A 21,456-nucleotide genomic window follows, 5' to 3' on the forward strand; every position below is an offset into this window, starting at 1 on the left:
GCCGCCCGAACCGTCGCCGTGATCTGCTCCACCGCCGCCGCCGTCTCCTCCAGGTTCGCCGCCTGCGTCTCCGTCCGACGGGACAGATCCTCGGCCGAGGACAGGATGTCGTCGCTGGCCGAACGGACCCCGTCCCCGCCGGACCGGATGGCGGAGATCGCCTCGCGCAGGTGGACGAGCCCGGAGTTGAGGCTGCGCTTGGTGGGCTGGTAGGCCGGGGGCACATCCGCCTCGACCCGCGCGGTCAGGTCGCCCGCGGCGAAGCGGGAGAGCACCGCGTCGAAGACCCCCGCCGCGGCCTCGCCATCCCGTCGGGTGCGCTCGGCAAGGTCCTCCGCGCGCGCGCGCGCATCCTCGGCGGCTTGGCGCAGCTCGTTCGAGGCCTCCGCGCTCCGCGCCAGCTCCGCGCGGCGGGCCGCGAGCTCCGCGCCGGCCGCCTCGGTCGAGCGGATGAACCAGGCGAGCACCGCGGCCTCGAACACGACGACGACGGCGTGGAGCGCCGTCCGTTCGAGGGCGACGCCCAGGCCTGCCGCCGGATAGACCAGGGCGGGGAGGAGGATCGACAGCGACAGGTGATGGACGGCCGTGACGGCGCAGGCCAGCAGGAGGGCCGGGATGCTCCCCATGGTGGCGACGATGGCCAGCATGGCGAAGAAGACCATGTGCGCGTCGATCTGCCAGGGATGGCCGGCGAGGGCGGCCGTCAGCGCGATGCAGTGGCCGATCAGGGCCATGGCCAGGAGCAGCGACCGTTCGCGGGGCTCCAGCCGGCGCGCGGCGAGCGCCAGGCCGAGAAAGAGCGCCGCCGCCGCCGCCACCCCGCCGAACGGCCCGCCCGTCAGCAGGGCCGCCGCCGGCGCGACGGGCGCGGCCCAGGTCGCGACCGCGGTCGCCATCGCTGTCCTGCCGGAGCCGTCCGCCGGCTCCCCAGGGTTCGCGGTCGTCGGTTCGTTCGTCATTGTCCACCTCCGCAGATCGCGGCGATCGCTGCCGGGTCCAGGATCATCCATGCGCCGGCGGCCTGGAGCGCCTCGGGCGTCGTGCCGGTCGCGAGCACGGCCCAGGACGTCGAGGCCGGACCGATCAGCCGTCCGCCGGCGGCTGCGACCCGCGCCGCCGCGCCGCCGCCCAGCGGGGATGCGACGACCAGCATCGGGCCGCTTGCGGTCCGGTGCGGCGCGAGTCCCAGGGGGACGAGGGCGAGGCAGGTTGCGGCGGCGATGGCGAGTCCTCCCGACAGGATTGCGATTCTCATGCCGCCAGTCTAGCCGCCGGGAGTTAAGGCCGGATGAACGCCCGCGAAGTTCCTTCATCCGTCGTCGATCGCGGGAGACCGGGGCGCCGTCGCGGAGGGCGCGCGCGAGTCGGGGCCGATGGCCGGGCGACCGGCGTCAGGCGGCGGCCGAGCCCGGCTCGGGATCGAGCCAGCGCGACACCAGCTCGTCGATGGGCAGGGGCTGGTCGAGGTGGTAACCCTGCGCCAGGTCCGAGCCCAGCTCCCGCAGGAGGTCGAGGTCGCGGGCCGATTCGATGCCCTCGCAGACCACGCGCAGGTCGAGGCCGTGCGCCATGCGGATCATGCCGTCCACGACCGCCATCCCGCCGGCCGAGCGGTGGACCCGCGCCACGAAGGAGCGGTCGATCTTGAGCGTGTCGAAGCGGAACTGCTCCAGGTAGCCGACGGAGGAGTAGCCGGTGCCGAAGTCGTCCAGCGCGATGGAGAACCCCGCCTCGCGCAGCTCCTCGACGCGCTGCGCGGCGAGGCGGGGATCGTCCACGACGACGGCCTCCGTGAGCTCGATCTCGATGCGGGCGGGCGGGATGCCGCGCGCCCGAAGCTCGTCCACGAGACTGGGGATGAAGTCCGGGGCCATCAGCTGGAGGGTCGAGACGTTCAGGCTCACCCGCAGGGCCGGGTGCGCGGCGAGATCGTCGCAGACGAGATGGAAGAGCCTGCGGCCAAGCTCCACGATCAGGCCCGCCTGCTCGGCCACGGCGATGAAGCGGCCCGGCGGCACGGAGCCGAGCCGGGGCGAGGTCCAGCGGGCCAGCGCCTCGGCGCGCTCCAGCCGGCCGGTCCGACCGACGATGGGCTGGTAGGCGATCGACAGCTCCCCCGGGTTCCGCAGCGCCTCGCGGAGGCCCTGCTCGATGGCGAGGGCGTCGCGCGCCGCCTGCCCGATGATGGCGCTGAAGGCCACGGGGGTCGCGCGGCCGCGCTGGCGCTTGGCCTCGTCCATGGCGAGGTCGGCCTGCCGCAGGAGGTCCGGGCCTTGCAGGGCGTCGTCGGCCTGCACGGCATAGCCCATCGCCACGGCGACCTGCATCCGGTGGCCCAGCACCTCGATGGCCGGCTCCAGGGCGAGGAGCGCCCTTTCGGCCAGGGCCTGCGCCTGGGCCCCCGCGTCCGGGCCGCGCAGCACGAAGGCGAACTCGTCCCCGGCGGTGCGGGCCAGGATGCGATCGGGTCCGGCGAGGTCGGCCAGCCGTTCGGCCAGGACGAGGAGGACGCGGTCGCCGGCCTCGTGGCCGATGCTGTCGTTGATGCGCTTGAAGTCGTTGACGTCGAGGAAGAGGACCGCCCGTTCGCCCGCGCGGGCCGAGGGGTCCAGCAGCTCGCCGAAGGCGGCGCGGTTGGGCAGGCCGGTCAGCGCGTCGGTCCGGGCGGCGAGCGAGGCCCGCCGTTCGGCCAGGACGAGGCCCTGCGCGTTGCGCCGGGTGAGGCGAGTTCCGATCAGGGCCAGGGCCGTCGCCGCCAGGGCGACCAGCGCCAGGAGCGGCAGCATCCGCCAGAGCAGGCGGGTGCCGGGGCGGGGCGCGCTCCAGGTCAGGTAGGCGGCCGGCGTGCCGTGGAGACCGGGCAGCGCCACGGCGGGCCGGTCCGTGGGACGGTCCGCCACGAGCGCCACCCCGGTCAGCAGGAGGCTGTGCGCGAGATCGGCCATGAGCGCCGGGCCCACGCGCAGGCCGAGCATGAGCTGGCCCGAGCGGCGGTCCGCCTCGGGGAAGAGGTGGGCGTGCTCGACCGGCTCGAAGCGGGAGGTGCCCATCGCGAACAGCTCCCCCCCGCGCCAGGCGAAGAACTCCGCCGTCTCGGCGGCGTCGCGCGCCAGCCGCCCCTCGGCCCCGGCGAGGAGGGCGGCGGGCAGGAGGCCCGGCCGCGCCGCCGTGCCGCCGCCGGTGGTCCAGCCCAGGTCCCGCGGGAGGGCGCCGCCCCAGACCACGGCGAGCTGGAACGTCCGGCCCATCATGGCGGCCGACCCGATGTAGTCGAAGATCCAGGTCCGGTCGGCGCCCCGCACGGCGGCATCGGCCTCGTCCCACTTGGTGTAGTCGATGGTCAGCAGCCGGACCCGGCCCAGGAGGTCGTCGCGCGCGACCTGGACCTGCACCTGCGACTGGTCGAGCGCCTGCCGGTTCAGCGCGCTGGCCATCCAGACGACCGACACGACGGTCGTCGCCAGGAACAGCAGCGTCGTCCCGAGGATGACGGCGGAGATGCGGTCGGGGAGCCGGTGCAGGGCGGTCATGCCGGGCCGCCCCGTCGGCGGGCGAGGGGGCGATGGACGCGCGACGAGGCCCCCGTCCCCGGGAACGGGGACCGGCGGAGCCGGGCGCGGCGATGGCAGCCCTGGATCGCGGTCGGCGGCATCCTGCGAAATCCCCTTGCGTTGCGGCGGCCGGACATCGGCCGTCGCGTCCACCATCCCGCAAAATAGCTAAGGAATGGTAAGGATGATGGCGCGAATCGGTCGATATGATGAAAGGCCTCCGCATGGGGCGGGCGGGCCCGCGGTGCCCGTCGCCGTCGGACCCGGGGCGCGCCCGCGACGGAGCGGGTTCCGGCGCGTCGCGATCCGCCCCGGCGGGCGCGAGGGGGCTCAGGCAAGGGCCGCCGCGTGGCGCAGGAGGCCGGCGGCGAGGAGGAGCATGGTCGCGCCCACCGCGAGGTCGAGCAGGCGCCACGCGAGGGGGCGGGCGAAGAGCGGGGCGAGGAGGCGCGCGCCGAAGCCCAGCGCGGCGAACCAGGCGGCGCTGGCGAGGCCCGCCCCGGCGACGAAGGACCCCTGCGCGCCGGCCGGCTGCGCCGCGCCGACCGAGCCCACGAGGAGCACGGTGTCGAGATAGACATGGGGGTTGAGGAAGGTGAAGGCCGCCACCTGCGCCAGCGCGGCCCCGAGGGGGAGCGCCGTTCCGGCGCGGTCGGCGCGGAGCGCGTCGGGGCGCAGGGCGCGGCGGAGGGCGGCGAGCCCATACCAGCCGAGGAAGGCGGCCCCGCCGACGGCGAGGAGCGGCACGAGCCCCGGCCGGCGGCCGAGCGCCGCGCCCAGGCCCGCGACCCCCGCCGCGATGAGCGCGAGGTCGGCCAAGGCGCAGAAGGCGACGATCGGGGCGACGTGCTCGCGCCGGAGGCCCTGGCGCAGGACGAAGGCGTTCTGCGAGCCGATGGCGACGATGAGCCCGGCGGACAGGGCGAAGCCGGTGAGGAAGGCGGGCGGTGGCGTCATGGGCGCTGTCCTGACGCATCCGGGCGGTGTAGGCCAGTTCAGGATGCTAATGAGGATGAAGGCGGGCTAATCCATGCTCGACTATCCGTCGCTCGCGGCGCTGGCCGCCGTGGTGCGGGAGGGCGGCTTCGACAAGGCCGCCGTCGTGCTGGGGGTGACGCCCTCGGCGGTGTCGCAGCGGGTCCGGGCGCTGGAGGAGCGGGTCGGGGCCACGCTGGTCGTGCGGAGCCAGCCGCCGGTGCCGACCGAGGCGGGCGCGCGGCTCTGCGCCCATGTGGAGCGGGTGCGGCTTCTGGAGGGGGAACTGGCGGCCGGGCTGCCGGGGCTGGAGGGCGGCGGGCCGGCGACGCTGCGGGTGGCGGTGAACGCCGATTCGCTGGGGAGCTGGTTCCTGCCCGCCGTCGCCCGGTTCGCGGAGGCGACGGGGGCCCTGCTGGACCTCGTGCTCGATGGCGAGGACCACACGGCGGAGCGGCTGCGGTCGGGCGAGGTGCTGGCGGCGGTGACGGCGGACCCCGCGCCGGTGCCGGGCTGCCGCACCCGGCCGCTGGGCGCGCTGCGCTACGTGGCGGTGGCGAGCCCGGAATTCGCGCGGCGGCATTTCGCGGCGGGGGTCGATCCGGCGGCCCTGGCGCGGGCGCCGGTGCTGCGGTTCGATCGCCGGGACGGGTTGCAGGCGCGCTGGCTGCGCGAGGCCCTTGGCGGGGCGGCGACCGGGCCGACGCATTGGGTGCCCTCGACCCAGGGGTTCCTCGACGCGAGCCTCGCGGGGCTCGGATGGGCGATGAACCCGCTGGCGCTGGCGGCGCCGCACCTCAAGGCGGGGCGGCTGGTGGAGCTTGTGCCGGGGCGGCCGCTCGACGTGGAACTGCACTGGCAGCACGCGCGGCTGGGAGCGCGGCTCCTGGATGCGCTGACGCGCGAGGTGGGGGCGGAGGCGCGGCGGCGGCTGGAGCCGTCGGGGGGATCGGGCCGGGGAGGTTGAGGATGGGCCCCGCGGTCGGGCTTGCCGGCGGTTTGGCCGACTCGTGGCCCGGACGGAGGGCCTGCCGGGAAGGGGACAGGGAAGCACCCGGGCGAGGCCCGCCCGGGCGTTGTCGTTCGCGGCCTTGCGTGGGGCGGATCAGCCCTCGCTGCCGAAGCAGACGGCGTTCAGCTTGAAGGCCGCTTCCGTCCGGTTCGAGGCGTGCAGCTTCTTCATGATGCTGCGGATGTGGACCTTGACCGTGCTCTCGCAGAGGTTGAGCTCGTAGGCGATGGTCTTGTTGGACTTGCCCCGGCGCAGCGCCTCGCAGACGGCGAGCTGACGTTCGGTGAACTGGCCGAACTGCTCGGCCTGGGGTTGCTTGGGGGCGCTGACGAAGGCGCTCCTCAGGGCGTGGAGGCTGGTCATGGGCAGGAAGACGCCGTTGGCCAGCGACAGGCGGGTGGCCTCGACGATGGTCTCCAGGCCCACGGAGGAGGGGATGTAGCCGCGGGCGCCATGGTCGAAGGCGGCGATCATCTCGCGCACGTCCTCGGAGTCGCCGACGACCATGACGGGGGTCGAGCCCGCCTCGCGGACGAGGCGCTGCAACCCGTCGGCGATGCCGGGGTCGCCGACGGCGCTCCCGCCGATGCGGTAGAGGATGATCTTGGCCGGCGGCACGTCGCCGGACTGGAGCCAGGCCTCGACGGAGCCGTAGCCGGTCGCGACCACGCCCGCGGAGGACGAGGAGATCGTCCGCACCAGGCATTCCCGGTCGAGCGTCCGGGGGTCGATGACGGCGACGGCGATGGCCTCCTCGACGGCCGCCGGGGGCGGGGCCGGCCGGGCGACAACCACGCTGGCCTTCGCGCCGTCGCTGCGGGCCAGTCCGCCGAACAACTTGGCGTTCATGTTACTCACTTCACGGTTCCTTGCGCTTGAGGAGCGAGCATTCCTGCGGCGCCCCGATGGCCTGGACGATGGGGCAGGTCCCCATGATCGAAACTTCCCCCCGACGAGCCCTGGACGACCCGGATCGCCACCGCCGCTTCCGAACCCTTGCCCCAGCAGGGTCGCGGCAATCGCCGCGCACTTCGTTCGATCTACAACAATCGAGCCACCGGTCGCACCAAGGATGAACACGGCACTTGACTTGAATGATCGGCATTCCACGTCACGCGGAATGCTCCATCGGACTTTGCGTCGAAAGGACGGCTCCTTATCCAATCCTGGTCGCCTGTTTGAAATGTGCACCTGACGCCTCCGTGAAGTCAAGCATCAAACAAATTGCTGACACAATTAGGACATCTTATCTACTTTAGGTTGTGTGGGATAGCTGGCGGACCCCCGCGCCGTGCAGCGGGAGGATGAGGGCGGGTCGCGGCGGGGCGGAGGTGCCCCATCGGCGCCATTTCCCGCGCCGGCAGGGCGGATTTCCGGGCGGGCGACGGAACCGGAAATGCAATGGACAAGGGCGCCGTGCCTGGCGAGGATCGGCGCGTCGTTCCGGTCTTCGTTCCGGGCGCCGCCGGACCCCGCGACCTCAAGGAGATGGAATTGACCAAGCCGGATCTGGTCGTGGTCGGATTCAGCGGCAATGCCCTCGACGCGCTTTCAGCGATCGAGGCGTCGTTCCGCGTCGTGGCCTTCCTCGACGACAACGCCGGACTGCACGGGCGCGACTTCGAGGGGGTGCCGGTCCTTCCGGTCGCGGCGCTCGGGCGCTTTCCCGAGGCGCGGGTCCTTTGCCTGATCGGGTCCGAGAGGTCCTACCGGCACCGCGCCGCGATCATCGGGCGGCTGGGGCTGCCGGAGGCCCGCTTCGCCACGGTCGTGCACCCAAGGGCCGAGGTGTCGCGGCTGGCGCGGATCGGGGCCGGGTCGGTCCTCCTCGCGGGGGCGCAGGTCGTGTCGAACGGCGTCGTCGGCCGGCACGTGATCGTCCTGCCGCAGAGCGTGGTCCATCACGATTCGGAAGTGGGGGATTTCACGCTGGTCGGGACCGGGGTCATCGTCGCCGGCCATGTCCGGGTCGGGCCGGGCTGCTACCTGGGCAGCGGCAGCCGCCTGAAGAACGGCGTGACGGTCGGGGAGGGGGCGCTGGTCGGCATGGGGGCGAACGTGCTGCGGGACGTGCCCCCGGGCGCGACCGTCGTCGGGAACCCGGCGCGCGTCCTGCGCTAGGTCACGCCGGTCGGCCGAGGCGGGGCAGGCCCGCCGGACGGACGCGCAGGCCCGGATGGCGCACCGCGAACAGGAGCACCGCCGTCGCGAACAGCGTCCAGGGGAAGGCCCCGGCGTCGAGGAACAGGCTCTCGGTCAGGTTCATCACCAGGAACACCCCGGCGAGGACGTTGAGCCAGAGCCACTGGTCCTGGGGCCGGGCGAGGTGGAGCCGGACGCCCTGCCGCAGCGCCACCGCCAGCAGGACGGCGAGGAGGACGAGACCGAGCAGGCCGAAGCTCAGCAGCGTCTCGCGGTAGCCGTTGTGGGAATGGGGGGCCTGCCAGCCGACCAGGGACCAGATGTTCCAGGCGGCGACGTTCCCCTCGGTCCAGAAGCCCTGGTAGCCGAAGCCGAGGAGGAGGTGGCGGCCGATCTCCTCGTCCACGAGGTCCCAGAGGGGCACCCGGCCGGTCAGCGTGGCGTCCTTGCCCAGCGCCTCGAGCATGGGGAGCAGGAAGCTGCCAAGGAAGATGAGGATCAGCCCGACGACCTGCGCGAAGAGGAGCACCACGACGAAGCGGCCGAGGCCGCGCCGCCGGGCCATGGCCTTGTAGAAGGACTCGATCCCCAGGCCGAAGGCGACGGACAGGAGCCCCGTGGCCGAGCCCGACAGCAGGAGGCACAGGAGGCTGGCCGCGAGGAGGGGGGCGCCGAGGCGGGCCACGCGCCCTTCCGCGTCGCGCATGAGGGCGATGGCGACGATGCTGCACAGGCCCGCCGCCCAGCCGAGGACGTTCTTGTGGAGGTAGATGCCCCGCAGCTCCGATTCGCCGGGCATGAAGGCCAGCCCGGGCATGGCCCCGGCGAGCAGGAGGCTGAGGACCATGGAGGAGCCCAGCACCGCCGCCGCCAGCAGCAGGAACTGGCGGGGCGAGAAGCGGAGCGCGATCAGCAAGGGCACCGCCATGCCGAGCGCCAGACCCAGGCCCGACTTGAGCGTGGCCGAGGGCGCGACCGACCAGATCACCGACACGAAGGGCAGCAGGAGGAGCCCGACGACGTGGAGGGCGCGCGACAGCGCCCGCGCGAGATCGCGCAGGTGGCGCGCGAGGAGGGCGAGGGCGAGGGCCGAGGCCGAGAGGGAGACGAGACGCAGCAGCGAGCGGGCGTGGTCGTCGATGCTGCCATCGGACGAGGAGAGCAGGAGCGGGAACAGCGCGCCGGACTGGAGGAGGAGGGCGAGGCCGGCCCCCCACCATTCCAGGCGGTCCGGCGCGGCCGAGCGGCCCGCGTCGCGCGTCCGCGCCGGACCGCCGCGCGAGGGGGCGCGGGGCAGGGGACGGCCGGCACCAAGGGTCCCGGGAAGGGAAGCGTCGCTCGGCACGATGGGCCTTCGTCTGGGGGTCCGGGGGCCGGAGTCGCGCGACCATGGCCCGGCCCGGCGCCGGGCGGAACCGCTCCGTCCGGGGCGGCCCTACGCCGTTCGGAGGAGGGAGGCCCCCCGAATGGCGGGTGGCTTCCCCCTTCGGCCCCGGCCCGGCCCCGGCCCGGCGCGAATGGGGCATTGAGCCGGGACGGGTTTTCGCGTGGATATTCCGCGACGGGTCGGGCGCGTTCCGCCGCGACCCTGGGCGACAGGGAGCGGAGCCGGCATTGCAGCGCAGTCGCGTCACGTGGCCCTGGGCCTGGATCCTGCGGAGGGGCCGCGCCGTTGCCGGTTCCCTGGCCCTGGCGGCGATGCTCCTGGCCGTCGGGACGGCCGCGCGGGCCGCCGCGACGATCCAGCCGGGCGACGTGCTGCGTGTGTCGGTCCTGGAGGACGCCCAGCTCGGGCGGGAGGCGCCGGTGGGCGTGGACGGGACCATCATGCTCCCCCGGATCGGCGAGGTCGCGGTGGCGGGCGAGGGCCTGACCGAGGTGCGCGTCAAGGTGGAGGACGCGCTGAAGGCGCAGGGGATCATCCGCGCGCCCACCGTCCTCGTGGAGTTCGCGACCTACCGGCCCCTCTATGTCGGCGGCGCGGTGGCCCGGCCGGGCGCCATCCCCTTCGAGCCGGGCCTGACCGTCCGCCATGCCATCATCCTGGCGGGCGGGCTCGACATCGGGGCGGGGGCGCTGCCGGTGACGGCGGCGGATCTCGACGACCTGCGGGCGCGGATGCGGTTCGGCTCCTACCAGTTGCTGCAGGTGGACGGCCAGATCGCCCGGCTGCGGGCGGAGCTGGGCCCGGGAACGGAGGCCGATCCCGTGGAGCCCGGCCTCGTGCCGCCTGCCGAGGCCGAGACGCTGCTGTCTCTGGACATGGACCTGCTGTCGTCTCGCCTCGCGGAGCGGGAGGCGAACCGGGCGCACCTGCGGACGGCGCTGGAGCTGGTGGCCTCGGAGATCGACATCCTGGAGCGGCAGGCCGACCTCCAGGAGGACGAGCGGCGCATCCAGCAGGAGGAGCTGGAAACCGCGCGGTCGCTGGTCGAGCGCGGGGTCATGCCGCGGTCCCAGCTCCAGGAGCTCCAGCGCGAGGCGTCCCAGCTTTCGCGCGACCTGCTGGAGAACCAGGCCTTCGCGGCGCGCGCGCGGCAGGCCCGCGCCGACACCGAGCACGAGCTCGCCGCCGCCGAGATGGAGCGGACGATCACCCTGCGCGAGGAGCTGCGCGCCGCCCTGCTGGAGCGGGCGCGGATCACCTCGGAGATCGGGGCGATGCGCGACCGGCTCCTGGTGCTGGGCGTGACGCTGGACGGGGAGGCCCGGCGCGAGCGCGCGACCCCCGAGGCCGTGATCCACCGCGTCGGGCCCGAGGGATCGGAGGAGATCCGGGCCGACATGGAGACGGCGATCCTGCCGGGCGACGTGCTCGATGTCGGCCTGACCCGAACCCCCGAAGGCTGACGCGGCCCCGCCGCCCCCGTTCGCCGCCCCCATCGCAGGAAGTGCCATGCCGTCCCCCCTCGTCAGCGTCGTCGTCAACAACTTCAACTACGCCGCCTTCGTCGGGACGGCGATCGACAGCGCGCTGGCGCAGCAAGGCGATGGATTCGGGGTGGAGGTGGTCGTCGTGGACGACGGCTCGACCGACGGATCGGGCGCGGTGCTGGACCGCTACGAGGGGCGCGCGACGGTCGTGCGGCAGCGCAACGCCGGGCAGGCGGGCGCGATCAACGCCGGGGTCCGCGCCAGCCGGGGCGAGATCCTGTGCTTCCTCGACGCCGACGACTGGTGGGCGCCGTCCAAGGTGGCGGCGGTGGTGGCGGCGTTCCGGGCCGATCCGGGCGCGGCCCTGGCCTATCACCGGCTCCAGCCCGTGGGCCCGGACGGCCGGCCCGCGCTGCGGCCGATCCCGCGCACGCTCTGCCGGGGGGACCTGCGCCGCCGGATGGAGCGGTCGGCGGGGTGGTGGCCCTTCCCGATGACCTCGGCGGTTGCGGTGCGCCGCTCGGCCTGGGAGGAGGCGGGGCCGATCCCCGAGGCGTTCCGCATCTCGGCGGATGCCTGGCTGGTGGGGATCCATCCCTTCCTGGGCCGGGTCGCGGCGCTGCCCGACAGCCTGGGCTTCTACCGGCTCCACGCGAACAACTGGTACCGGGCGGCGGACGACGCCCCCATGCTGCGCCGGCGGATGGCGCATTGGGAGGCGACCGTGGCCGCCACCAACGGGTTCCTGGCCGGCCGCGGCCTGCCGTCCCGGCTGTCGCTGGGGGACCACTTCCCCCACAAGGTCGCTCGGGCGCGGCTGGAGGGCGCGGGGATCGGCCGGCGGTTGCGGCTCGGGCTGGACGGGCTGCGCTTCGGGGGGGAGCCGTCGCTGCCGCGCCGCGTCCGCGACACCGCGCGGATCGTCGCGGAACTGGGGGCCGGGGAACCGCCCCCGGCCCGCGCCGCGCGGGAGGGCCGGCCATGAAGGTCCTGCTGCTGGTCTCGGAGCTGGAGGACTATGCCATCACCTACGCGAACGGGCTGGCGCGGCACGCCGAGGTGGTGCTCTGCGTGCCTCGGCGGCAGTATGCCCGGCTGGCGCGATGGGTCGATCCCCGGGTGGACCTGCGGCTCCTGGACTGGCCCCGGCACAGCAGCCCGGGGAACCTGCGCTTCCTGGCGTCGGTCGTCCGGCTGGTCCGGCGCGAGGGGCCGGACGTGATCCACCTCCTCAGCAACAACATCCTGTGGCTGAACCTCGCGTTGCCGTTCTGGCGGGGCATCCCGATCGTGACGACGGTGCACGACGTGGAGGTCCATCCGGGCGACCGCGACACCAAGGCCCTGCCGGCCTGGGCCACCACCCTGGCGGTGCGGCAGTCGGACGCGCTGGTGGTGCACGGCGAGGGGCTGCGCCGCAAGGCGGCGGAGCGATTCGGGCGGCCGCTGGGCGAGATCCACGTGCTGTCGCATCCGGCGATCACCCGCTACGCCGACCTCGCGCGGGCCGAGGGGCTGGCGCCGGCGCTGCGGGGCGAGGGCTTCACCCTCCTGCTGTTCGGGCGCATCTTCGCCTACAAGGGGCTGGACCTGCTGCTGCGCGCCGAGGCGGCGCTGGGCGACCGGCTTCCGGGGCTCCGCATCGTGATCGCCGGCCGGGGCGACGATCCCTGGGAGCTGCGGGGGCTGATGGGCGACCCCGGCCGCTACGACATCCGCAGCCGCTTCATCGAGGACCGCGAGGTGGCCGAGCTGTTCCTCGGGGCCGACGCCATCGCGCTGCCCTACGCCGAGGCGTCGCAGAGCGGCGTTCTGAACGTCGCGGCGGCCTTCGGGCTGCCGGCCATCGCGACCGACGTGGGCGAGCTGGGCGCGACGGTCGAGGGGCAGGGGATGGGGCTGGTGGTGCCGCCCGGCGACGCGGCGGCGATGGCGGCGACGATCCTGCGGATGGCCGGGGACGCCGGCGCCCGCGAGGAGATGGCGCGACGGGCCCGGGCCTGGGCCGAGGGGCCGAACGCGCCCGAGGCGGTGGGCGGGCGGGCGCTGGCGCTCTACCGCGACCTCCTGCGGCGGCGGCGCGCCGGCTACGCCGAAAGGATGCACCCCTCGCCGGGTGGCTGAGTTGCCGGCCCGGTCAAGCCGGGGCAGTCAGGACCTGACGCGGTGGGCACGGATGCCGGGCCCAGCGTCGCAAGAGGAAGGACAGACCGGCCATGACAGGTCCCCTGCCGCGCCAAGCCGAACCCTTTGCCGGCCCCGAGGTGCGCGGTGGCTGATCCGGCGGTCTGCCATTACGGCCCCGGCGGCCGCGAGAACGGCGGCGGCATCGGCCGCATGATCGGCTACGTGCAGGACGCGGCGGCGCGGAGGGGGGTGCGCCACGCGGTCGTGGACACGCGCGGGCCGCGCTGGAGCTGGGCGGGATCGCCGCTCCGCCTGCTCGCGGCCATGGGGTCGCTGGCCTGGGGGCGGGCGACGGCGCCGGACCGCATCCACCACATCCACATCGCCGGCCGGGGCAGCACCGGGCGCAAGCTGCTGCTGGCCGGGATGGCGCGGCGCCTGGGCTGCCGCCATGTCCTGCACCTGCACGACTACGACTACGCCGCCGACGTGCTGCGCCGGCCGGCCTGGATGCAGCGCCGGATCGCGGCGATGTTCGCGGGGGCCGATCGGGTGATCGCGCTGGGCCGCAAGGACCGGGACTTCGTGGCGGGGCGGCTGGGCGTCCCGGCCGACCGGATCGCCATCCTCCACAACAGCGTGCCCGATCCCGGCCTCCGCCCGGCCCCCCGCCCCGGCGCCGAGCCGACGATCCTGTTCCTGGGCCGGCTGAGCGAGCGCAAGGGCGTGCCGGAGCTGCTCCGGGCGCTGGCCGAGCCGGAGCTGGCCCGGCTGCCCTGGCGGGCCGTCCTCGCCGGGGACGGCCCGGTCGAGGCCTACCGGGCCGAGGCGGCGCGGCTCGGGCTGGGCGACCGCGTCCGGATGCCGGGCTGGCTGGGCGAGGCCGAGGTCCGGGCGCTGTGCCGGTCGGCCGACATCCTGGTGCTGCCATCGCACGCCGAGGGGATGGCCATGGCGGTGCTGGAAGGGCTGGCCCATGGGCTGGCCGTCGTCACGACGCGCGTGGGCGCCCACGAGGAGGTCATCGAGGACGGCCGCAGCGGCCTCTTCGTGCCGGTGGGCGACGTGCCCGCCCTGGCGGCGGCGCTGTCGGATCTGGTGCGCGACCCCGGGCTGCGGGACCGCCTGTCCCGGGGCGGGCGCGCGCTCTTCCATGACCGGTTCGGGATCGACGGCTACCTCGGCCGGCTCGACGAGCTTTATCGCGGGGCCTGCGGCCCGCAACTCCAAGCCCTGGGTGCGAGATGACCGCCAACTCCCCGTTCATGAGTCCGCGCCGCCCGATCCCCTTCAGCCCCCGACCCGAGGGCGAGTCCGAGTCCCTGCCAGACCCGCGCCCGCCGGCGGCCCCGGCCGAGGCCCTCCGTCCGGCCCGCTCCGACGAGCCTGGGTTCCGCCGCGACCCGCGCGGCGAGCGGGCGGACGAGGGGCCGCCGCGTCCGCGGGCCACGGGCGAGGAGTTCGACCTGCGGGGCTTCGCCCGGCTCCTGCGCCGCCGGGCGGGGTTCATCGCCCTGGCCTCGGGCCTGGTGATCGCGGCGCTGCTGCCGCTGATCCTGGCGATCGAGAAGACCTATTCCGCCCAGATCCGGCTGCTGATCGACCGGCCGCAGGCGGTCGCGCTCGCCACCCCGGCGGCGGGGCCGCTGCCGCCGCTCGACCTCGCCACCGAGATCGAGCGCCTCCAGGCGCAGTCCAACGTCCAGCAGGTGATCGACGACCTCGGGCTGGCGGAGCTGGAGGAGTTCAACCCGCCGCCGCCGAGCGCCAACCCGCTCAGCCTCCTGCTGCAGGCGGCCGCCCGGCTGGTCGCCGGCGAGGACGCGGTGGACCTGTCGTCGCAGGTGAAGTGGGACCCGGTGATCCGCAACTTCTACAAGGCCCTGGCGATCCATCGCAGTGGCACCACCAACGTCGTGGAGATCGCCTTCAGTTCGCGCGATCCAATCCTGGCCGCCCAGGTGCCGAACCGGCTGGTCGAGAGCTACCTCGACCAGCGCCGCGCGCAGGCCGCCGCCGAGGCGGCGCGGGCGCGCGAGTGGCTGACCGGCCGCATCGAGGCGCAGCGCGCGCGCGTGCAGGACATCGAGCTGCGCGCCAACGAGTTCCGGTCCCTCAACAGCCTCGACCTGGAGGAACCCCGGACGGAGTCCACCTCGCAGGTGGCCGCCCTGAACGCGCAATTGTCCGAGATCGCCCGGACACGGGCGCAATACGCCTCGGCCCTCGACGAGCTGCGGGCCGGCAACACCACCTCCGCCGCCATCGGCGCCATCGCCTCGCCGCTCATGTCCGAGCTGCGGCGCGACCTCCAGGTCCAGCAGCGCGAGCTGGCGCGGCTTCGCCAGACCTACGGGGAGAACCACGCCGAGGTGGCGAGCCGCCGCGCCGCCGTCGCCGAGACCGAGCGGGCCATCGCCAGCGAGGCCTCGCGGCTCGCGGATGCGCTGACGATCCGCATCGAGTCGCTGGACCGCGAGCGGGCCGAGACGGAGGCGGCCATCGACGGGGTGCGCCACGCGGCGCTCCTCACCGGCGCGAAGGAGGTCGACTACCAGGTCATGGCCGCCGAGCTGGGCCGCGAGCGGAGCACGCTGGCCGCGCTGGAGGAGCAGTTCCGGCGCGTCGATGGCGAAGCGATCCTGCCGGTGGCCGAGGCCGAGATCCTGTCGCCAGCGACGCCGCCCCGGTTCCCGGACGGGCGGGGCCGGAAGTTCTACCTCGCCGTGGCCATCCTGGGGGCTCTCTGCCTCGCCACGACGGCGGCCTGCGTCCGCGAGATGCTCGACCGCTCCGCCCGCAGCCAGCAGCAGTTCTGGGGCCTGCCCGGCGTGGTCACCGCCGGCCTGATCCCGGCGCTGGACGGCCGGGGCGCCCCGACCCTTCCCGACCGGCTCCGGCAGAGCCCTAACGGCGCGGTCGCGGACGCGATGCGCTGGCTGGCCCTGTCGATCCAGCGGGCCGGGGGGGGGCGGATGCCCGACAGCCTTCTCGTGACCTCCGCGCTGCCGGGGGAGGGGGCCTCGACGACGGCGGCGGGGCTGGCCCTCGCCCTGGCCGAGGCGGGGCATGGCGTCCTCCTCGTGGACGTCGATCCGCAGGGGGGCTCGGCCCACGAGCAGTTCGGCGGCCCGGCCTCGCCCGGCTTCGCCGAGCTCTGTGCCGGGCAGGTGGGGCTGGACCGGGTGATCCGGACCCATGCCGAGACGGGCGTCGAGTATGTCGCGGCGGGGACCGAGCGGCGGGGGTCGCTGCTCGAATCGGACGGGCTCCAGGCCCTGATGGACCACGCGCGGGCCCGGGGGCGCATCCTGATCGTGGAGGGCGCGCCGGTGCTGGCCTCGGCCGAGGCGGCCTTCCTGGCGAGCCAGGTCGAGCAGTGCCTGCTGGTCGCCCGCTGGGGCCGGACGCCGCTGAGGGTGGCCGAGCTGGCCATCGACCGACTGATCGAGCACGGGGGCGAGCCGGTCGCGGTCGCCCTGGCGCAGGTCGATCCGCAGGCCCATGCCCGCTACAGCTTCGCCGATTCGGACCTGTTCAGCCCGGCGCTGCGCCGCTACCGCGAGAGCGCGGCCTGAGCCCACCCGTCCCGGCCGGAACCCTTGGCCGATCGCGCCACCGCGCGATCGGCCGTTCCGTTTCCGGCCGGAGCCTGACCCGTCCAGAGGAGCAGGCTTCATCCCTTAGGCGTATGGGCCGCCCCCCGTCCTGACCCAATGAGGCGGTTCTCACCGAGGCGGGAGCGGACCACCCTCGGACCAAGGCTCCGGGCGGGGCCAGCAGGTCGCGTCCCCGGGGCGCGTCAACCGGAGACGGGGAGTGAGCGTGCCGATTAACGATTGTGACATCGCGGCGGGGGCCGCCATCACCCATCCGGACCTGGTCAACCTCTACGGTTGCCGGATCGGCGCCGGAACCAGGATCGGCCCCTTCGTGGAGATCCAGCGCGGCAGCGTCGTGGGCGCGCGCTGCAAGGTGTCGTCCCATTCCTTCCTCTGCGACGGCGTGACCCTGGAGGACGAGGTGTTCCTCGGCCACGGCGTGATGTTCACCAACGACCGCCTGCCCCGCAGCGCCAATCCGGATGGCTCGCCCAAGGGCGATGGCGACTGGACCTGCGAACCGACGCTGGTGCGCGCCGGCGCCTCCATCGGCTCGAACGCGACGATCGTCTGCGGCCTGACCGTGGGGCGGCACGCCCTGGTCGGCGCGGGGGCGGTCGTCACCCGCGACGTGCCCGACTTCGCCATCGTCACCGGCGTCCCGGCGCGCGTCGTGGGCGACGTCCGCGACCGAGAGGCCGCTCCCGCCGCGCCGAACCCTGTCCATCAACCCGAAGAAGCGAGGGCGACATGATCCGCATCGGAGTCGTCGGATACGGCTACTGGGGCCCCAACATCGCGCGGGCCGCCTCGGAGCTCGAGAACGCGCAGGTCGGGGCCATCGCCGACCTTTCGGCGCCGGCGCTGGACCGGGCGGGGCGGCGGCACCCGTCCGCAAGCCTCGTCCAGGACTGGCGCGACCTCGTGGCTGACACCGCCATCGACGCGGTGATCGTCGCGACGCCGGTCGAGACGCATTTCGACATCGCCATGGCGGCGCTGAAGGCCGGCAAGCACGTGCTGGTCGAGAAGCCCATGGCCGAAACCCCGGCCAAGGCCGCCGCCCTGGTGGACGAGGCCGCGCGGCGCCAGAAGATCCTGATGGTGGATCACACCTTCGTCTACACGCCCGCCATCCAGGCGATCCGGGGCATGATCGACGCGGGCGACATCGGCGACATCTATTACTACGATTCGACCCGCATCAACCTCGGGCTCTTCCAGCGCGACGTGAACGTGATCTGGGACCTCGCGGTCCACGACTTCGCGATCATGGACCACCTGCTCGACTCCAAGGCGGCGGCGATCTCGGCCACGGCGGCGGCCTTCCTGCCCAACAGCCCCGAGAACATGGCCCACCTGACCGTGTATCACGAGAACGGGGCGCTTTCTCACCTCAACGTCAACTGGATGTCGCCGGTCAAGATCCGCCAGACGCTGATCGGCGGCAGCCGCCGCATGGTCATCTACGACGACATGCAGACCAGCGAGAAGGTCAAGGTCTACGACCGCGGCGCCAGCATGGAGGACGCCTACGAGCGGCGGGTCAACTACCGCTTGGGCGACATGTGGGCGCCGGCGCTCTCCTCCAAGGAGGCGCTGCTGACCGAGATGCAGGAATTCGTCCGCTGCATCGAGACCGGGGCCCGCCCCCTCACCGACGGCGAGGGCGGGCTGCGCGTCGTCAAGCTGCTGGACGCCGCGAGCCGGTCCACCCGCCTGCGCGGCCAGCCCATCGAACTCTTCGCCCTCAGGGAAGCGTCATGATCCCCTTTCTCGACCTGCAAGCGCAATACCGAAGCCTCCAGCCCGAGATCGAGGAGGCGGTCCTCCAAGTCCTCCGCAGCGGCAGCTACGTGCTGGGTCCGGCGGTGGATCGCTTCGAGGAGGCCTTCGCGGCCTATTGCGGCACCCGGCACGCGGTGGCGCTGAACACCGGCACCTCTGCGCTGCATCTCGCGCTGCTGGCGGGCGGCGTCGGCCCCGGCGACGAGGTCATCACCGTGCCGATGACCTTCGTCGCGACCTCGGCCGCGGTCGTCTACACCGGCGCGACGCCCATCTTCGTCGATGTCGACCCAGTCACCTGGTGCATGGACCCCACGAAGGTCGAGGCGGCGATCACGCCCCGGACCAAGGCGATCCTGCCCGTCCACCTGCACGGGCGGCTCGCCGACATGGAGGCGCTGTCGGCCATCGCCGAGCGGCACGGCCTCCTCCTCATCGAGGACGCGGCGCAGGCGCATGGCGCGACGCGGGGCGGCAGGCGCGCCGGCGCCATCGGCCGGATGGGCTGCTTCAGCTTCTACCCCGGCAAGAACCTCGGCGCCTGCGGCGAGGGCGGAGCGCTGACCACCGACGACGACGATCTGGCCGCGATGGTGCGGTCGCTGCGCGACTGGGGGCAGGCGGGCCGCTACAACCACGTCCGCCACGGCTTCAACTACCGCATGGACGGGGTGCAGGGCGCGGTGCTGGACGTGAAGCTGCGTCACCTGGACGCCTGGACCGAAGGGCGGCGTCGGGTCGCCAACGCCTACCACGCGGGCCTGTCGCCCGACCTGCCGCGCGCGGCGGGTCCGTTCGGCGAGGATCACGTGGGCCATGTCTACGCCGTGCTGACGCCCGACCGCGACGCCCTGCGCGCCCGGCTGACCCAGGCCGGCGTGCCGACCAACTTGCATTATCCGGTGCCGGTGCATCTCCAGCCGGCCTATGCGGGCCTCGGTTACGGCCCCGGCGACTTCCCGGTCTCCGAGCGGATCGCCCGCGAGACGCTGTCCCTGCCCATCTACTCCGAGATGACCGACGCCGACGTGCGGACCGTCATCGAGGCCGTCAACCACGCGACCGCCGACCGCGCCGTCGTCGCCGCCTGATAGGATAAGCGCATGACCAACGTTCCCAGCATCCTGGCCGGGACCCGCGTCCTCGTGACCGGCGGGGCCGGCTTCATCGGCTCGCATATCGTGGACCTCCTCGTGGAGGAGGGCTGCCGCGAGATCGTCGTCATCGACAACATGGTCCGGGGCCGCCCGGCGAACCTGGACGGGGTCATGGGCTCGGGCCGGGTGGAGCTCGTGCAGGGCGACATCCGCGACAAGGCGCTGATGCGCGAGCTCGTGCGGGGCTGCGACACCGTCTTCCATCAGGCCGCGCTCCGCATCACCCATTGCGCCGAGGTGCCCGAGGAGGCCATGGAGGTGATGGTGGACGCCACCTTCAGCCTCCTGCGGCAATGCGTGGAGGAGGAGGTCCGCAAGGTCGTCATGGCCTCCTCGGCCTCGATCTACGGCATGGCCACGAGCTTCCCGACCGAGGAGACGCACCACCCCTACGGCAACCGCACCCTCTATGGCGCGGCCAAATCCTTCGGCGAGGGGCTGCTCCGGTCCTTCAACGACCAGTGGGGCCTGCCCTACGTGGCGCTGCGCTACTTCAACGTCTACGGGCCACGCATGGACATCCACGGCCGCTACACCGAGGTGATGGTCCGCTGGATGGAGCGCATCGCCGCCGGCGAGCCGCCGCTGGTGTTCGGCGACGGGTCGCAGACGATGGACCTGATCCATGTCCGCGACGTGGCCCGCTCCAACATCCTGGCGGCCAGCGCCCCGGCCAGCGACTCCGTGTACAACGTCGGCAGCGAGACGGAGACCTCGCTCCTGGAACTGGCCGGGATCTTCGCCGCTGCCATGGGCCGGCCGGACCTCAAGCCCGTCCACATGGCCGAGCGCAAGGTCAACCCGGTGCCGCGCCGGCTCGCCTCGACCCGCCTCGCGCGCGAGGAGCTGGGGTTCGAGGCGCAGGTCCGGCCCGAGGAGGGCATCCGCGACCTGATCGCCTGGTGGCAGACGGAGAAGGCGGCCCCCGTCCTCGCGGAGGTGGCGTCGTGATCCCGATCGCGCAACCGCTCCTCGGCCCCGAGGAGGCCGCCGCCGCCAGCCAGACCGTGTTGTCGGGATGGCTCTCGCAAGGCCCGCAGGTCGCCGACTTCGAGGCGGAGTTTGCCGCGCTGGTCGGCGTGGAGCACGCCTGCGCCGTGTCGAACTGCACCACGGCGCTGCACCTGGCGCTGCTGGCGGTCGGGGTCGGCCCCGGCTCCGAGGTCATCACCGTCAGTCATTCCTTCATCGCCTCGGCCAACGCCATCCGGCAATGCGGGGGGGTGCCGGTCTTCATCGACATCGAGGCGGACGGCTACAACATCGACCCCTCGGCCATCGCCGCGGCGATCACGCCGCGCAGCCGCGCGATCCTTTGCGTCCACCAGATCGGGATGCCCTGCGACCTCGCCGCGATCCGTGCCGTGGCGCAGGCCCATGGCCTGCCGGTGATCGAGGACGCCGCCTGCGCCATCGGCTCGGAGATCCTGATCGACGGCGGCTGGTCCAGGATCGGCCGGGCGCACGGCGACATCGTGTGCTTCTCGTTCCACCCCCGCAAGGTCATCACGACGGGCGAGGGCGGGATGCTGACCACCCGGAACCCGGAGCACGACGCCAAGTTCCGGCTCTGGCGCCAGCACGGGATGTCGGTCTCGGACGTGAAGCGGCACCAGAGCCAGTCGGTCATCTTCGAGACCTACCCGGTCCAGGGCTACAACTATCGGATGACCGACATCCAGGCCGCCGTCGGGCGCGAGCAGCTCAAGCGGCTGGGTGGCATCGTCGCCCGTCGCCGCGCGCTGGCGGACCAGTACACGGCGATGCTGGCAGGCGTGGACGGCATCGAGCCGCCGCGCGAGCCCGCCTGGGCGCGGTCGAACTGGCAGAGCTACTGCATCCGGCTCGACCCGGCGATCGGCCAGGTCGCCGTGATGCAGAAGATGCTGGAGCATGGGATCGCCACCCGGCGTGGGATCATGTGCATGCACCTCGAGGAGGCCCATGTCGACGTGCCCCGGCCGTTCCCGCTGACCCGGTCCGAGCACGCCCGCGACCATTGCATCCTCCTGCCGCTGTTCCCGCAGATGACGGGCGCCATGCAGTCGGAGGTGGTGGAGCGCCTGATCGAGGCGGTCGAGGCCGCCCGGCCCGTCCGATCCCCGCCGAAGCTCGCGGTGGTGAGCTGACCCGGGCCTGAGCGGGATTGCCGGCGGGTCCCTGTCGGACCGCCGGACCGTCGAGCGGCGGATACGCCGTCCGGTCGTCGCCTCCTCGCAGGGAGA

Annotated in this window: 17 protein-coding genes and 1 pseudogene; 12 read left to right on the forward strand and 6 right to left on the reverse strand. The window is 73.6% G+C overall.

Annotated features, from left to right (window positions below):
* From J2Z33_RS13090 to J2Z33_RS13105, 4 genes and pseudogenes are all read right to left on the reverse strand, one after another.
* Nucleotides 1-899, reverse strand: a pseudogene (locus J2Z33_RS13090) (hypothetical protein); the annotation flags it as partial.
* Nucleotides 900-958: 59 nt separating this feature from the next.
* The gene (locus J2Z33_RS13095) at nt 959-1,258 is read right to left on the reverse strand and encodes a hypothetical protein (protein ID WP_209841767.1); all 300 of its coding nucleotides are present in this window, start codon (nt 1,256-1,258) and stop codon (nt 959-961) included.
* A gap of 136 nt (nt 1,259-1,394) precedes the next feature.
* Entirely contained in the window at nt 1,395-3,533 is a 2,139-nt protein-coding gene (locus J2Z33_RS13100) for a putative bifunctional diguanylate cyclase/phosphodiesterase (protein WP_209841769.1), read from the reverse strand.
* A 351-nt stretch (nt 3,534-3,884) separates the two neighbouring features.
* The gene (locus J2Z33_RS13105) at nt 3,885-4,511 is read right to left on the reverse strand and encodes a LysE/ArgO family amino acid transporter (protein WP_209841772.1); all 627 of its coding nucleotides are present in this window, start codon (nt 4,509-4,511) and stop codon (nt 3,885-3,887) included.
* 73 nt (nt 4,512-4,584) lie between these two features.
* On the opposite strand from J2Z33_RS13105, the gene J2Z33_RS13110 reads away from it, so the two are divergent.
* Nucleotides 4,585-5,496, forward strand: coding sequence for a LysR family transcriptional regulator ArgP (locus J2Z33_RS13110; RefSeq protein ID WP_209841774.1), 912 nt, complete (start codon nt 4,585-4,587; stop codon nt 5,494-5,496).
* Nucleotides 5,497-5,634: 138 nt separating this feature from the next.
* On the opposite strand, the gene J2Z33_RS13115 is transcribed toward J2Z33_RS13110, so the two are convergent.
* Nucleotides 5,635-6,390, reverse strand: coding sequence for a LuxR C-terminal-related transcriptional regulator (locus J2Z33_RS13115; protein WP_209841776.1), 756 nt, complete (start codon nt 6,388-6,390; stop codon nt 5,635-5,637).
* Nucleotides 6,391-7,035: 645 nt separating this feature from the next.
* On the opposite strand from J2Z33_RS13115, the gene J2Z33_RS13120 reads away from it, so the two are divergent.
* Complete coding sequence (locus J2Z33_RS13120) at nt 7,036-7,662, forward strand: NeuD/PglB/VioB family sugar acetyltransferase (RefSeq protein WP_245218837.1); 627 nt, start codon at nt 7,036-7,038, stop codon at nt 7,660-7,662.
* A 1-nt stretch (nt 7,663) separates the two neighbouring features.
* On the opposite strand, the gene J2Z33_RS18830 is transcribed toward J2Z33_RS13120, so the two are convergent.
* A complete protein-coding gene (locus J2Z33_RS18830; RefSeq protein WP_209841778.1) occupies nt 7,664-9,028 on the reverse strand; it encodes an O-antigen ligase family protein in 1,365 nt (454 codons plus the stop codon).
* 353 nt (nt 9,029-9,381) lie between these two features.
* Here J2Z33_RS18830 and J2Z33_RS13130 point away from each other — a divergent pair, with 353 nt between their 5' ends.
* The 10 genes from J2Z33_RS13130 (at nt 9,382) to J2Z33_RS13175 (ending at nt 21,360) form a co-directional block, all read left to right on the forward strand.
* On the forward strand, nt 9,382-10,533 hold the full coding sequence (locus J2Z33_RS13130; protein WP_209841779.1) for a polysaccharide biosynthesis/export family protein: 1,152 nt from the start codon (nt 9,382-9,384) through the stop codon (nt 10,531-10,533).
* 46 nt (nt 10,534-10,579) lie between these two features.
* Nucleotides 10,580-11,542 carry a glycosyltransferase gene (locus tag J2Z33_RS13135; protein WP_209841782.1) on the forward strand — a complete coding sequence of 321 codons (963 nt, stop codon included), beginning with the start codon at nt 10,580-10,582 and terminating at the stop codon, nt 11,540-11,542.
* The gene (locus tag J2Z33_RS13140) at nt 11,539-12,681 is read left to right on the forward strand and encodes a glycosyltransferase family 4 protein (RefSeq protein WP_209841784.1); all 1,143 of its coding nucleotides are present in this window, start codon (nt 11,539-11,541) and stop codon (nt 12,679-12,681) included. The genes J2Z33_RS13135 and J2Z33_RS13140 overlap by 4 nt, the downstream gene beginning before the upstream one ends.
* A 147-nt stretch (nt 12,682-12,828) precedes the next feature.
* The gene (locus J2Z33_RS13145) at nt 12,829-13,932 is read left to right on the forward strand and encodes a glycosyltransferase family 4 protein (protein WP_342454183.1); all 1,104 of its coding nucleotides are present in this window, start codon (nt 12,829-12,831) and stop codon (nt 13,930-13,932) included.
* Complete coding sequence (locus tag J2Z33_RS13150) at nt 13,929-16,262, forward strand: GumC family protein (RefSeq protein ID WP_209841786.1); 2,334 nt, start codon at nt 13,929-13,931, stop codon at nt 16,260-16,262. The genes J2Z33_RS13145 and J2Z33_RS13150 overlap by 4 nt, the downstream gene beginning before the upstream one ends.
* Before the next feature lie 241 nt (nt 16,263-16,503).
* Nucleotides 16,504-17,040, forward strand: a complete 537-nt coding sequence (locus J2Z33_RS13155) for an acyltransferase (protein ID WP_342454184.1) — start codon at nt 16,504-16,506, stop codon at nt 17,038-17,040.
* Nucleotides 17,037-18,053, forward strand: coding sequence for a Gfo/Idh/MocA family protein (locus J2Z33_RS13160; RefSeq protein WP_209841788.1), 1,017 nt, complete (start codon nt 17,037-17,039; stop codon nt 18,051-18,053). The genes J2Z33_RS13155 and J2Z33_RS13160 overlap by 4 nt, the downstream gene beginning before the upstream one ends.
* Nucleotides 18,050-19,165, forward strand: coding sequence for a DegT/DnrJ/EryC1/StrS family aminotransferase (locus J2Z33_RS13165; RefSeq protein WP_209841790.1), 1,116 nt, complete (start codon nt 18,050-18,052; stop codon nt 19,163-19,165). Before J2Z33_RS13160 ends, J2Z33_RS13165 begins: the two co-directional genes overlap by 4 nt.
* 12 nt (nt 19,166-19,177) lie before the next feature.
* Nucleotides 19,178-20,182 (forward strand): SDR family NAD(P)-dependent oxidoreductase, encoded by a 1,005-nt coding sequence (locus tag J2Z33_RS13170; RefSeq protein WP_209841792.1) that lies wholly within the window; start codon nt 19,178-19,180, stop codon nt 20,180-20,182.
* Nucleotides 20,179-21,360, forward strand: coding sequence for a DegT/DnrJ/EryC1/StrS family aminotransferase (locus tag J2Z33_RS13175; protein ID WP_209841794.1), 1,182 nt, complete (start codon nt 20,179-20,181; stop codon nt 21,358-21,360). Before J2Z33_RS13170 ends, J2Z33_RS13175 begins: the two co-directional genes overlap by 4 nt.
* The last annotated feature ends 96 nt before the right edge of the window (nt 21,361-21,456 follow it).

Source organism: Rubellimicrobium aerolatum (assembly GCF_017872975.1).
GTDB classification, from domain to species: domain Bacteria; phylum Pseudomonadota; class Alphaproteobacteria; order Rhodobacterales; family Rhodobacteraceae; genus Rubellimicrobium; species Rubellimicrobium aerolatum.

What these genes read in the sequence shown, in the direction of transcription:
- J2Z33_RS13095 (WP_209841767.1), bottom strand. Translation starts at nt 1,258, where the DNA reads ATGAGAATCGCAATCCTGTCGGGAGGACTCGCCATCGCCGCCGCAACC.
- J2Z33_RS13100 (WP_209841769.1), bottom strand. Translation starts at nt 3,533, where the DNA reads ATGACCGCCCTGCACCGGCTCCCCGACCGCATCTCCGCCGTCATCCTC.
- J2Z33_RS13105 (WP_209841772.1), bottom strand. Translation starts at nt 4,511, where the DNA reads ATGACGCCACCGCCCGCCTTCCTCACCGGCTTCGCCCTGTCCGCCGGG.
- J2Z33_RS13110 (WP_209841774.1), top strand. Translation starts at nt 4,585, where the DNA reads ATGCTCGACTATCCGTCGCTCGCGGCGCTGGCCGCCGTGGTGCGGGAG.
- J2Z33_RS13115 (WP_209841776.1), bottom strand. Translation starts at nt 6,390, where the DNA reads ATGAACGCCAAGTTGTTCGGCGGACTGGCCCGCAGCGACGGCGCGAAG.
- J2Z33_RS13130 (WP_209841779.1), top strand. Translation starts at nt 9,382, where the DNA reads ATGCTCCTGGCCGTCGGGACGGCCGCGCGGGCCGCCGCGACGATCCAG.
- J2Z33_RS13135 (WP_209841782.1), top strand. Translation starts at nt 10,580, where the DNA reads ATGCCGTCCCCCCTCGTCAGCGTCGTCGTCAACAACTTCAACTACGCC.
- J2Z33_RS13140 (WP_209841784.1), top strand. Translation starts at nt 11,539, where the DNA reads ATGAAGGTCCTGCTGCTGGTCTCGGAGCTGGAGGACTATGCCATCACC.
- J2Z33_RS13150 (WP_209841786.1), top strand. Translation starts at nt 13,929, where the DNA reads ATGACCGCCAACTCCCCGTTCATGAGTCCGCGCCGCCCGATCCCCTTC.
- J2Z33_RS13160 (WP_209841788.1), top strand. Translation starts at nt 17,037, where the DNA reads ATGATCCGCATCGGAGTCGTCGGATACGGCTACTGGGGCCCCAACATC.
- J2Z33_RS13165 (WP_209841790.1), top strand. Translation starts at nt 18,050, where the DNA reads ATGATCCCCTTTCTCGACCTGCAAGCGCAATACCGAAGCCTCCAGCCC.
- J2Z33_RS13170 (WP_209841792.1), top strand. Translation starts at nt 19,178, where the DNA reads ATGACCAACGTTCCCAGCATCCTGGCCGGGACCCGCGTCCTCGTGACC.